8 protein-coding genes are annotated in these 11,431 nt (G+C 73.7%); 2 read left to right on the top strand and 6 right to left on the bottom strand.

The genetic code is table 11. The annotated features are described in order from the left end of the window. Window positions 1-66: 66 nt before the first annotated feature. Complete coding sequence (locus tag WME73_RS13755) at window positions 67-1,149, top strand: L-erythro-3,5-diaminohexanoate dehydrogenase (RefSeq protein WP_437915996.1); 1,083 nt, start codon at window positions 67-69, stop codon at window positions 1,147-1,149. A 72-nt stretch (window positions 1,150-1,221) separates the two neighbouring features. Here the strand turns inward: WME73_RS13755 and WME73_RS13750 are convergent, their stop codons facing one another. The 6 genes from WME73_RS13750 to WME73_RS13725 all read right to left on the bottom strand — a co-directional run bounded on the left by WME73_RS13750 (window position 1,222) and on the right by WME73_RS13725 (window position 9,849). Next, the gene (locus WME73_RS13750) at window positions 1,222-3,438 is read right to left on the bottom strand and encodes an ATP-binding protein (RefSeq protein WP_437745914.1); all 2,217 of its coding nucleotides are present in this window, start codon (window positions 3,436-3,438) and stop codon (window positions 1,222-1,224) included. A gap of 107 nt (window positions 3,439-3,545) precedes the next feature. Beyond that, window positions 3,546-3,920, bottom strand: coding sequence for a hypothetical protein (locus WME73_RS13745; RefSeq protein ID WP_437745913.1), 375 nt, complete (start codon window positions 3,918-3,920; stop codon window positions 3,546-3,548). Between the two features lie 4 nt (window positions 3,921-3,924). Further along, the gene (locus WME73_RS13740) at window positions 3,925-7,440 is read right to left on the bottom strand and encodes a sigma 54-interacting transcriptional regulator (protein ID WP_437915995.1); all 3,516 of its coding nucleotides are present in this window, start codon (window positions 7,438-7,440) and stop codon (window positions 3,925-3,927) included. A 270-nt stretch (window positions 7,441-7,710) separates the two neighbouring features. Continuing rightward, window positions 7,711-8,580: a DUF2520 domain-containing protein gene (locus WME73_RS13735; protein ID WP_437917390.1), complete on the bottom strand. Its 870-nt coding sequence runs from the start codon at window positions 8,578-8,580 to the stop codon at window positions 7,711-7,713. Between the two features lie 5 nt (window positions 8,581-8,585). Further along, window positions 8,586-9,248 (bottom strand): nicotinate (nicotinamide) nucleotide adenylyltransferase, encoded by a 663-nt coding sequence (gene nadD / locus WME73_RS13730; RefSeq protein ID WP_437915994.1) that lies wholly within the window; start codon window positions 9,246-9,248, stop codon window positions 8,586-8,588. After that, window positions 9,232-9,849, bottom strand: coding sequence for a hypothetical protein (locus WME73_RS13725; RefSeq protein ID WP_231864811.1), 618 nt, complete (start codon window positions 9,847-9,849; stop codon window positions 9,232-9,234). Before WME73_RS13725 ends, nadD begins: the two co-directional genes overlap by 17 nt. Before the next feature lie 287 nt (window positions 9,850-10,136). Between WME73_RS13725 and WME73_RS13720 the strand changes: the two genes are divergently transcribed. After that, window positions 10,137-11,411: a (2Fe-2S)-binding protein gene (locus WME73_RS13720; protein ID WP_437745910.1), complete on the top strand. Its 1,275-nt coding sequence runs from the start codon at window positions 10,137-10,139 to the stop codon at window positions 11,409-11,411. The last annotated feature ends 20 nt before the right edge of the window (window positions 11,412-11,431 follow it).

Genomic DNA, 11,431 nt, shown 5'->3' with positions numbered 1-11,431 from the left:
CGCCGGGCCGCCTCAGCGAGGAATCCTGCGGTCGCTCGGCTCATTGCCCTTGCTTTCGAGCCCGGCATGTTGAACGGCCTCGACGTGAGCTCCGAAGCGACGCGACCCACCCTCTCCGCAGGCGATCCGCTGGGCACGCACCGCGTGCTCGACCCACCGGGGGCCATGCCGCAGCCGGCAGAGCGGCTGGACGCCGACGCCTCGCGCCGCTTCGAGACCGAGATCGTCGTCGATGTGCAGACGCTGAACATCGACGCCGCGAGCTTCCGCCAGATGGAGGAGGCCTCCGGCGGCAGCCCGGAGGGCGTGGCCCAGCTCGTCCTCGAGACGGTGGCGCGCCGGGGCAAGCAGCACAACCCGGTCACCGGCTCGGGCGGCATGCTGCTCGGCGTCGTGCGTCGGGTCGGCTCGCTCGCCGAGCACCGCGGCGTCGCCGTCGGCGATCGCATCGCGACGCTCGCGTCGCTCTCGCTCACGCCGCTCTCGCTTCGCCGGGTCATCGCCGTGAGGCCCGCGTCCGCGCAGATCGACGTCGAGGGCACCGCGATCCTCTTCGGGTCGGCGCCGCTCGCCCGGATGCCGACCGACATGCCCGAGCGGCTCGCCCTCGCGCTGCTCGACGTCGCCGGCGCGGCGCCTCAGGTGGCGCGCCTCGCCGGCCCGCGCGACAACGTCGTGGTGCTCGGCGCGGGCGGGAAATCGGGCCTCCTGTGCGCGGCCGAGGCGCGGCGCTGCGTCGGCCGCGCCGGGCGCGTCATCGGGATCGAGGCGTCGCCGGGGCTCGCCGCCGATCTGCGCTCGCTCGCGATCTGCGACCACGTCGCGGTCCTCGACGCGCGCGACCCCCTCGCCGTGCGCGACGCCGTGCTGCCGTTCACCGGCGACGCGGGCGCCGACCTCACGCTCTCGTGCGTGAACGTCCCAGGCGTGGAGCTCAGCGCGATCGTCGCCACGCGCGATCGCGGCAAGACGTACTTCTTCGCGATGAGCACGAGCTTCACCGCCGCCGCCCTGGGGGCCGAGGGGATCGGCAAGGACGTGGACCTCTACATCGGCAACGGCTACGCCCACGGACACGCCGAGCACACGCTCGCGCTCGTGCGCGAGCATCCCGCGCTCGAGCGGCTCATGACCTCGCGCTACGGCTGAGCGCCCCGCTCGACGCAACGCGCGCAGCGCGCACGCGCCCGGACGCCGCGGGCGCTTCCGGGGTCACCCGCTTCAGCCGGGCCGCTCCTGAGGGGCCGGCTCGGCGGGCGCCAGCGCCGCGGGCGACGGCTGCGGCGCGCTCAGCTTGTCGACGGCGGCGGGGAGGATCACGGCGAAGGTGCTCCCCTTCCCCTCGTACGACCGGACCTCGATGCGGCCGCCGGCGCTCTGCGCGATGCGCTGGCTGATGGACAGGCCGAGCCCGGTCCCCTTGTCCTTCGTCGTGAAGAACGGCAGGAAGATGTTCGCGAGCACCTTCTGGGAGATCCCGGGGCCGTTGTCGGTGACGTTGAGCTCGACGAACGGCTCGTCCGAGCCCGAGCCGGGCCGCGTGCCGCGGCCGAAGCGGACGCGCGTCGAGATCACCACCTTGCCCCGGCTCTTCATGGCCTGAACGGCGTTGCGGAACAGGTTCATCAGCACCTGCCGCAGCTGCTCTGGATCGATGGCGACGCGGGGGAGATCGGGATCGAGCGTGACCTCGACCTCGAGCTGGTCGTTCCTGCGCTCGATCGAGAGCACCTGCAGGGTGCGGCGCACGATCGCGTTCACGTCGGTCGGGACGACCGAGCCCTGCGCCGGCCGCGCGAGATCGAGCACCGAGCCCACGACGCGATCGAGCCGATCGACCTCCTCGAGGATGATCCCGAGGAACTCGCGCGACGCCGCGTCGATCTGCGCTTCCGGCACGGGATCGGCGAGCAGCTGCGCCGCCCCCTTGATCGCGCCGAGCGGGTTCCTGATCTCGTGCGCGAGCCCGGCCGCCATCTGGCCGAGGAGCGCGAGCCGGTCGCGCTCCTTCATCTGCGCGTAGAGCCGCGAGTTCTCCAGGACGACGCCGATCTGCGCGGCGAGCGTCTCGAGCAGGGTCAGCTCCTCGGGAGAGAACGCGTCGCGCACGCGCGTGTCCGCCACGACCAGGAGCCCGATCGGCTCGCCCTGCTCGTCGCGCGCGCACAGCACCACGCCCGAGCAGAGGCTGCCGAGCACCTCGGCCGCCGCGAGCACCGCGTCCTCGGGGACCTGGGGCCGCACCTCCGTCCGCCGCGCGAAGTTGCCGTCGTCGTCCGCGTCGCTCTGGCTGCGGCGCGCCCGCCGCTCGCGCGCCTCCCGCTCCAGCTCCTCCATCGCGAGCGGCCCCCGGTCGAGGCGATCGAGCAGCGCCCTCGCGGTCGCCACCTCGATCCGCTCGGGGACCCGCGGCCCGAGCGAGGCGAGCCGGTCGAAGCCCGTCCCGTCCTGATCGCGGAGGTAGAGCGCCGCCGCCGTGACCCGGCGCGACTGCTCGAGCGCGCTCATCACGATCGAGCCCATCTCGTCCACCTCGAGCGTGTGCACGAGGCGCCGCCGGGCCTCCGCGAGCGAGCGGTCGAGATCGAACCGCTCCCGCAAGAAGACGCGCTGGAGCTGCTCCTCGACGCGCTCCCGCAGCGGGTCGAACAGCACCAGGATGACGATCGCGGCGAGCACCGCGTTCAGGTACATCGTGTTGAAGCCGCCGATGAACGTGAGCAGGAGATAGAAGATCAGCGCGATCAGGAACGCGACCGCCGTGGCGACGAGCAGGCGCGCGAGCATCTCGTAAGCGTCGAGCAGGCGCTCGTGACGGAGGGCCTGGGCGAGGACGAACAGGAACACGATCGAGAGCGCCGCGCCCACGGGCGGCGGCTCCGCGCCGAGGAACCAGGCGAAGTCGGCGACGCTGGCGAGCCCGGCGAGCGCGCCGATCACCACGAGGAACCGCACGCGGCGCTGCGTCGCGCGCGAGGAGCTCTGCTTGCCGCGCTGGCCGAGCGTGTACAGCCCCGCGGTGAGCAGCGCGAAGACGTAGAGGAAAATGCAGCCGCGCGTGAGCCAGTCGAGCCACGAGCCCGGCTCCCGGCTCACCAGCACGAGGATGAACAGCGGGATGACGAGCACCCCCGCGAACCGGAGCAGCCGCGAGCGCCGATCCGGGTCATGGGGGATCATCGCCTCGAAGAGCTGCAGCGCGAACTGCGGGAGCAGCACGGCGAGGATCGCCGTGAAGCGCTCCCAGATCGAGGCCTGGAAGAAGCCGAAGAGCGACTGCGAGAGGTACCAGAGCCCGACGTCGGCGGCGAACGCAGCGAAGAAGAGGTGGACGCGGCGGACGCGACCTCGCAGCAGCGTCGACGCCGCGATGGCGAGGGCAAGGGCCCCGCAGACCAGGGTCGTCCGTGTGCGGAGATCGATCCCGAGCGGCGCCACGCGCGAAGGCTACCGCGGCGAGCCGCGCGGCGACCGCAAAACGCGCCGGAGAGCGGGGCCGGGCGGCGCCGGGGCGCGGACGCGCTCAGGCCGCCCGGGCGCGCGGCTCAGCGCGTCCCGTCGCTCTCGGAGGGAGCGGTGTCGTGTCTGTCCGCGCTGCTGGGGCTCCACGGGAGCGGGTCCGGGTTGCAGCGCTCCTGCGATCGCACCTCGATCGTCGTGGGCGCGCCGTCACCGCTGGACGGCGGCGCGACGTCGCGCGGCGGGAGCGACGCAGGCGTGACGAAGTCGGTGACGGGTACGACGACATCGCCGTCGGTGCCATCGCTCGATCCGGACGCTTCCTCGGAGATCATCGGGTCGAGATCGCTCCACGCTTCGACGCTCTGCTCCTCGTGCTCCGGGGACGCGATCGCGCAGCCCGCCAGCAGCAGAGGCGCCGCGAAGCCCCCCGACAGCCAGCTCCTCCAGCAACCTCGCATCACTTCAATCCTCCGAAGTCCCGCCAAAGCCATACTGTTTGACAAGCTGGGAAAGCCGCGGACGTTTCATGCCCAGGAGCACGGCGGCGCGTGTGATGTTCCCACGACTTTCGTCGAGCGCCCTAGCAACGCACTCGCGCTCGATCTCGCGCTTCATGTCGCTGAGGCTGACCCCTCCGCGGACATGAGCGTACGCGAGCTCCAGCGGCGTGCGATCCACAGGCATCGACGGGGGATGCGCCACCAGCGTCGCCTGATCGGGCGCCGACGCGCGTGGCCCGCTGGACGGCTCTCTGGGCGCGTCTCTGGACGACTCTCTCGACGATTCTCTCGACGATTCTAAAGCAGGGTGCATGCCAGCCCTCGGCGTCATCGGAGCGCTCACCAGCTCCGCGGCGTCGAGCTCCCGCAGCCCTTCGACGTTCGTCGTGAAATCCTCGAGATCGATCACATCGCTGTCCGCGAAGATCGCCGCGGCGCGCAGGGCGTTCTCGAGCTCGCGCACGTTCCCCGGCCAGGAGTGCCGCGAGAGCGCCTCGATGGCCCGGATGGACAGGCGCTTCGGCGCCACGCCACGCTCGCCGCCGATCCTCTCCAGGATCGCGGCCGCGATCGCGGGCAGATCCCGCGGCCGATGGCGCAGCGCGGGGACCTCCAGGACGACCTGCCGGAGCCGGTAATAGAGATCTTCCCGGAACTCGCCCCGGGCAACCATCGCACGCAGGTCGCGGTGGGTCGCGCAGAGGATCCGTACGTTCGCGCGCAGCGGCGTGACACCCCCGACCCGCTCGAAGGTCTTGTCCTGCAGGACGCGGAGCAGCGCGACCTGCGTGCGCGGCGAGATGTCCCCGATCTCGTCGAGGAAGAGCGTTCCCCCCTCGGCGAGCTCGAAGCGCCCGCGACGGCGCGACGCCGCGCCGGTGAACGACCCCTTCTCGTGGCCGAACAGCTCCGAGAGCAGCAGCGTCTCGACCAGGGCGGCACAGTTGACCTTGATCAGCGGGCCCGCGCGCCGCGCGCTCACCTCGTGGATCGCCTCGGCGACGAGCTCCTTCCCGGTGCCGCTCTCGCCGTGGATCAACACGGTCGCGTCGCTCGCGCCGACCTTCTCGATCTGGTGGATGAGGCTGAGCAGCGCCGGCGTCGTCCCGACCATCCGCTTGATCGCGGGGCCCACGCTCGCCGGCCTCGGGGCGCGAGCCGCCCCCCTGGCGCACCCGGCGCACGCGCTGGAGCCGCAGAGCTCGCAGCCCCTCGGCTCCGCCTCGGCGGCGCTGCGCGCGCACGCCTCCAGCCGGGCAAGCTCGGCGAAGCTCCGGCGCGCGAGGAACTTGCGCGAGATCTCGGGCGGGAGCGACTCGGCGATGCGATCGCGGAGGTCGATCGCCGCCTCCAGGTGCGAGCGCGCCGCCGTGGGCTCGTCCTCGGGGGCGCGCGACGCGCGGTCCCCTGCGGACGACGCGTGGTGAAGCAGCACGTGCGCCTCCAGTGCGCACTCGTGGCTGTGGGCCTGGCGCGACAGCGCGAGCGCCTCCGCGGCGATCGGCCCGAACGGCGCGCCGGCGGCGCGCGAGCACATCGCCTCGAGGAGGGCGATCTCGGCGCGGTGCCGGTCGGAGGTCGCCTCGGCGCGCGCCCGCTGGATCATCTGACCGGCCTGCAGGAGGTCGCCGTCGTGCAGCGCGATGCGCGCGGCGATCGCGTAGCACTCGCCGAGCTTCGAGCCGGCGCCGTAGGCGAAGGCGGCCGTGAGCTCGGACCAGGCGTCCACCGTGCGGCGGCACTCGAGGTGGATCTGCGCCGCGACGTAGGCGACGTGCGTGATCCGAACGCCAGGGATGACGTGGCCGCAGGCCTTCCGCGCGAACGCGAGCGCCTGCTCGGCCTCCTCGATCAGCCCGAGCTGTAGCCGGATCTCGGCGAGGTTCGTGATGAGGTTCACGAGCGCGACCTTGTCGCCGATCCTCCGGAAGATCTCGATCGCGCGCTCGAAGAGGCGCAAGGCCTCCGGGTACTCGTGCTTCAGGTGGGCGATGACCGCGAGGTTCGTGAGCGCATAGCCGGTCGCCGCGCGCTCGCCGCGCCGCTCTCCCTCCTCGAGCACGCCGGCCAGCATCGTGCGCGCCTCGTCGAGGCGGCCGCTGGAGAGCAGCGCGATGGCGCGGTTCAGCCGGGCTCGCAGCTCGCTCACGTGCTCGCCCGCGCACGCCGCCTCCCACGCGTCGGCCGCGAAGTGCAGCTCCGCCTCGGCCCAGGCCTGCTGCGCGAGGAGGAGCTTGCCGAGGATGTTGCGCGCCTGGAGGCGCGTCGCGATCTCCCCCGCGCCGGCGAGCCCTTCCTCGGCGCGCGCCTTGGCCGCCGCGAGGTCGCCCGTCTTGCAGCAGAGCTCCGCCATCTCCACAGCGCCGCGCGCCCGCTCCTCGGGCGTGGCGGCGAGCGAGAGCGCCCGCGAGAGCACCATCGCGGCGGTCGTGAGGTCGCCGCGCGCGCTCGTCGCGCGGCCGCGCACGAGCAGCGCGGCGAACGTCTCCCGCTCGCGCTGGGCCGCGGAGGAGAAGTCGATGGCGAACTCGATGTCGCCGAGCCGGAGCGCGAGCGTCGCCGCGCGGAGCAGCCGCTCGCCCGACGCGGCGCTCCCGCCGGAGAGCGCCCGCATCGTCCGGGCCCAGCGCTGCCAGAAATCGGCGCGCGCCGACGGCTCGCCGACCGAGGAGATCGCGAGCATCGCCGCGGCCTCGGCGCGGTCGTCCTGACCCAGCGAGGCGAGGAGCTCGCTCGCGCGCGAGAGGCTCCACGGGTCGGACGACTGCTCCTCGAGCGCCTCCGCGATCGCGAACACATCCTCGCGGTCGACGTTGGCCGGGTCGACGATCGCGCGCCGCGCGGCGACCCACCCTCGATCGTCGACCTCGATCAGACCGAGGGCGGCGAGCTCCTGGGCGACCCCCTGGCACGCCGCGTCCCCCGGCCCGGGCTCCGCGCGCCGCGCCGCGAGCTGGCGGAGCTGCGCGGACGGCCAGGGCCGCTGGCTCAGCGCGAGCCGGTCGAGCAGGCGCGCGGCCTCGCGGCTCGGCGGCTGCCGCGCGGGGCGCTGCTCGGGCGGCGCGGCCAGCACGGCGGAGCACCAGCCCTCCAGCGCGTCGAGCCGCTCGATCTTCGCGACGACCCGGCGCTCCGCGTCCGCCGCGAACGCCTCCCAGAAGCGGTGCAGATCGTCCGGCGACGCGATGCCGTCGATCGTGAGCGCGCTCGTCCAGGGCCGCATCGCGCCGTCGCTGCACACGATGACCAGCGCGGAGCACGACCCCTCCGCGATGAGGCGCGTGACCTCATCCAGCACCAGGCTCCCCCAGCTGGTGGCCTCTCCCTCGGCGACCAGCAGGATCGCGCCTTGCGCGGCGGCGCTGATGCCCTGCGCGGCCGCGGCCGGATCGGCAGAGGTGACAGCGCAGCGAAGCGCGAGATCGCGCCAGGGATCCCGATCCGCGGCGTGCGCGGCCGAGATCAGCGAGCGTCCCACACCTCGAGCGCGGCGCGCGAGGTGGGAACAAACGGCGTCCAGGACCGACCGCTGTCCATGGACGTGGAGCACCCCACGCGACGCGGCATCACGGACGCGCTCATCGAGCGCCCGGAACCCCCCGGAGTCGCTCGTGATGACAGAAGAAACGCAGGCTGCGGCAACGGATCCCAAGGCAACAAAAGCGTACCTCTCCGCCGGACCTCGCATCAATGGATCCCGCCGTTGAATATAATGAGGCGCCTACCTCACCATAATAAAATTACAGTCTTATTGCTCTGTTCCGTCCAGGACCCGCTGGATGGCGTCGAACGCATCCGCAGGTGCTTCGCCCAGGACGCGGGCCAGCGGGAGCTGCGTCGCCGCGGCGGCGACGTAGAACGGTACGAGGTGCGGCGCGAGCCGACAGAGCGCTTCGAGGTGCCGCGCGACGCCGGCCGCGTCGCCGCGGCGCACCGGCCCCGTCAGCGCGTCGGGCACGCCGAGGACCTCGACGTTGTCCGCGACCGTGCGGAGCAGCGGGCCGAGCATCTCGGCCGCCGTCCTCCGATCGATGCCCGCGCGCTCGAGCAGGTCGACGCTGGCGGCGGCGAGCGCGGCAGCGCCGTTGGCGACCAGGCCCGCAGCCGCGTGGTAGGCGACGCGGTCGAGGCCGGAGAACGTGCGCGGCGTCATGCCGAGGCACACCCCGAGCGAGCGAGCGGCGCGCACGGCGGTCGGATCGCCGTCGATGTGGAGCTGGCCACGCTCGAGGAAGGGCGCGAACGAGGGCGAGGCGAACGAGATCATCGGGTGCATCTGCGCGACCGAGACGCGGCCGCCTCGCGCCGCCGCGAGCGCCTCCGGGCCGAGCGCGCCGGCGCAGTGCACCACGGCGACGTCCCTGTGGCCGACGAGCCCGCGGTCGCGCAGCGCCTCGGCGCACGGCGCGATATCCCGATCGCGCACGGCGAGGATCACGAAGTTCGCCTCGATGCGCTCCGACGGCAGGCCGTCCCGGGCCGGCCGGAGGGTCACTCGTAGCCCCGCGTCGCGGATCGCGCGCGCGAGCCCGCGACCCACCTTGCCGCCGCCATAGATGAACACCTCCAGGAGGGCGTTGTCCTCCGGGTGCACCGGCGACGGGCGCGTGCTGTCCATCTCGCTCACGGGCCGCTCCCGTAAAGGCGGTGCGCGAGCACGTAGTCCAGCACGGCGCGCGGCACGCGCTGGTGGACGGCCTCGAGATCGCCCGCCGCGAGCGCCCGGCGGATGTCGCTGCTCGAGATCCGAGGGAGCTCCACGTCCGCGGGGCGCAGGTGAGGACGCTCATCGGCCGGCTCCGCATCGAGGCGCTCCGCGGCGGGCGCGACGACGCCGGAGCGGCCGAGGACGATCGGCGGGGCGAGCTGCTCGATGCGGTCGAAGCGGTGCCACCTCGGTAGATCGGGGAGCACGTCGGCGCCCACGAGCAGGCGCATCGCCCAGTCCGAGTGCGCCGCGGCGAGGTGCTCCAGCGTGCGCAGCGTGAGGCTCTCGCCGCCGAGATCGCGCTCGACGGGCGACACCGACACGCCCGGGAGCCACCCGAGCGCGAGGTGGCACATCGCCAGACGATGCTCGAACGGCACGAGCTCCTTCGAGAAGGGGTGGCGGTAGACAGGGACGACGAGCACCTCGTCGATCGGCGCGATGGAGATCGCGTAGGTGGCCGCGAGGACGTGCGCGACGTGGGGCGGGTTGAAGCTGCCCCCGAAGATGGCGACGCGGCGCGCCTCGGGCGCGCGCGCGGCCGGGGCGCGGGCGGGCGCATCAACCGTGCGAGCCACCTTGAACCCTCAGCCTGGGGCCGGCGGCGGACGGGCCCACGATCTCGCGCGCCGTCACCGCGCCGCTCGCGTTCATCACCTCGATCCGCACGCCGCCCTGCCCGTCGTCGAGGAGCGCCGTGCCGCCGTCGGAGCCGATCGGCCCCGGAGAGAAGAACGTCCGCGAGCCGACCTTCTTGATGAGCGGCTCCGGGCTCTTGCCGAAGACGAGGAGCGACGCCGCCACGATGTCCTCCTCGTCGAGCGCCGCCTTGTCGAACACGAAGAGCGCGACGCGCCCGTCCAGGATCTCGATGGTGCGCCGCCCCGACGGCAGGCTCATCAGCACCCGGAGGCGCAGCCGAGCGCGCTCGGACGCCACGAAGGCGTCGATCTGGTCCGGCGTCGCGGCGGCGCACCGAGCGGCCCGATCGAACAGCGCGCCCTCGGTGGGGTCCGCGCCGACCAGGCGCTGCGCCCAGCCCACGACGACCCGGTCGAGCGCGTCGTCCTCGGCGACGTAGATGACCCGCTCGGCGTGGCCTTCGTCGAGCAGGTGCTGCGCGCCGCGAGCGAGCGCGGGCAGATCACCCTGAGCAGGGCCGAGGACGCCGAGGCGCATCGGACACAGCATAGATCACCGCGCGAAGGTGAGGGCACCTTCTCCACTCCGCCCGCTCTGCGCGCTATCCGCGCCTCGGCTGCCTCCCATTGCCTCCCTTTGCCTCCCATGATTCCCGCGCCGCCCGTGCCTCCCGCGCCTCCCGTGATTGCCCGCCTCCGCGCGTCGGGCTCCTGCCGCCGGCGATCGTCTGTCTTTCCCTGCTCCGGCCTCTCTCCGTCTCTCTCCTCCTGCTTGCTCCCGCGCCCTCCTCTGCCGGCGCGGCGCGCGTCTGCTAGCGTCCGCCCATGTTTCGGCGAGCTCGCGCGCTCCAGCATCCGGTCACCATCACCCTCGACGGGGCGGACGTCCCGGCGGAGCGGGGCGAGCCCCTGGCCGTGGCGCTGATCGCCTCCGGGCGCGTGACGCTCGCGCGGAGCCCGAAGCTGCACCGTCCCAGGGCGCCGACCTGCCTGCGCGGAGGCTGCGACGGCTGCCTCGCGCGGGTCGATGGCGTGCCCAACGTGATGACCTGCCTGCGACCGGCGGCCGGTGGAGAGCGCATCGAGGTGCAGAACGTCGTGGGCTCGCGGCAGGCCGACCTGCTCCAGGTGACCGACTGGTTCTTCCCGCAGGGGATCGACCACCACCACCTGATGGCCGGCGTCCCCGGCCTGTCCGGGGTCATGCAGTCGATCGCGCGCAAGCTGGCGGGGCTCGGGCAGCTGCCGAGCGCGCCGCTCCCCCCCGAGCGCGCCGCGCGGCTCGACGTGGACGCGGCCGTGATCGGCGCCGGGCCCGCAGGCGTGGCGGCTGCGTCGGCGCTCTCGGCGCGCGGCCTCCGCGTGGCGCTGGTCGACGACGGGCTCGCCCCCGGCGGGTCGCTCGCCGGCGCGCCGCGCCGCGCGGCGGAGCTCCTCGCGCGATACCCGCTCGACGGCGTCCGCGTGCTCCGCCGTCACGTGGCCGCAGGCGTTTACCTCGGCGAGCTCCTGGTCGCCGGCGACGCGGGCGCGACCGTGATCAGGGCGCCCGCCAAGGTCTTCGCCACCGGGGCGCACGACGGCGTCGCGGCGTTCTCGAACAACGATCTGCCCGGGGTCTTCTCGGCGCGCGCGTTCTGCCGGCTCCTCGCGTGCGGCGTCGAGCCGACCGGCCCCGTCGCGCTCGCGGGCGAGGGCATCTGGGCCGACGAGCTCGCGAGCGCCCTCGGCGACCGCATCGCGATCCGGATCCCGCTCGCCGCGCTCGCCGCGGTGAACGGGATCTCGCAGGTGAAGAGCGTCACGGTGCGCGACGCGCCGTTCGCCCCCGACAGCCCGACGAGCGACGTCCGGGTCGTGGCCGTCGCGGTGGACGCGCCGGCCGCGCCCGCGTTCGAGGTCGCCGCGCAGGCGGGCGCGCGCGTCGAGATCCACCCGCGCGCGGGGTACGCGGTGCAGGTCGACGCGCGCGGTAAGGCCGGCGACGGCCTGTGGGCGATCGGCGAGTGCACCGGCGCCTCGCACGATCTCGCCGGCATCGAGCGGGCGGCGACGACCCTCGCCGACGACGTGCTCGCGGCGCGCGGCGCGCCCGCGTGAGCCTGCGGGCGCGCGCGTCG

This window comes from Sorangium sp. So ce302, from assembly GCF_051530145.1.
In the GTDB taxonomy this organism is placed as follows: domain Bacteria; phylum Myxococcota_A; class Polyangia; order Polyangiales; family Polyangiaceae; genus Sorangium; species Sorangium cellulosum_B.
The sequence above is the reverse complement of the archived record's forward strand: the minus strand, read 5'-3'. Positions and strand labels throughout refer to the sequence as shown.

Excerpts from the sequence above, each read along its gene's own strand:
- WME73_RS13755 (WP_437915996.1), top strand. The coding sequence starts at position 67 with ATGTTGAACGGCCTCGACGTGAGCTCCGAAGCGACGCGACCCACCCTC.
- WME73_RS13745 (WP_437745913.1), bottom strand. The coding sequence starts at position 3,920 with ATGCGAGGTTGCTGGAGGAGCTGGCTGTCGGGGGGCTTCGCGGCGCCT.
- WME73_RS13735 (WP_437917390.1), bottom strand. The coding sequence starts at position 8,580 with ATGGACAGCACGCGCCCGTCGCCGGTGCACCCGGAGGACAACGCCCTC.
- WME73_RS13725 (WP_231864811.1), bottom strand. The coding sequence starts at position 9,849 with ATGCGCCTCGGCGTCCTCGGCCCTGCTCAGGGTGATCTGCCCGCGCTC.
- WME73_RS13720 (WP_437745910.1), top strand. The coding sequence starts at position 10,137 with ATGTTTCGGCGAGCTCGCGCGCTCCAGCATCCGGTCACCATCACCCTC.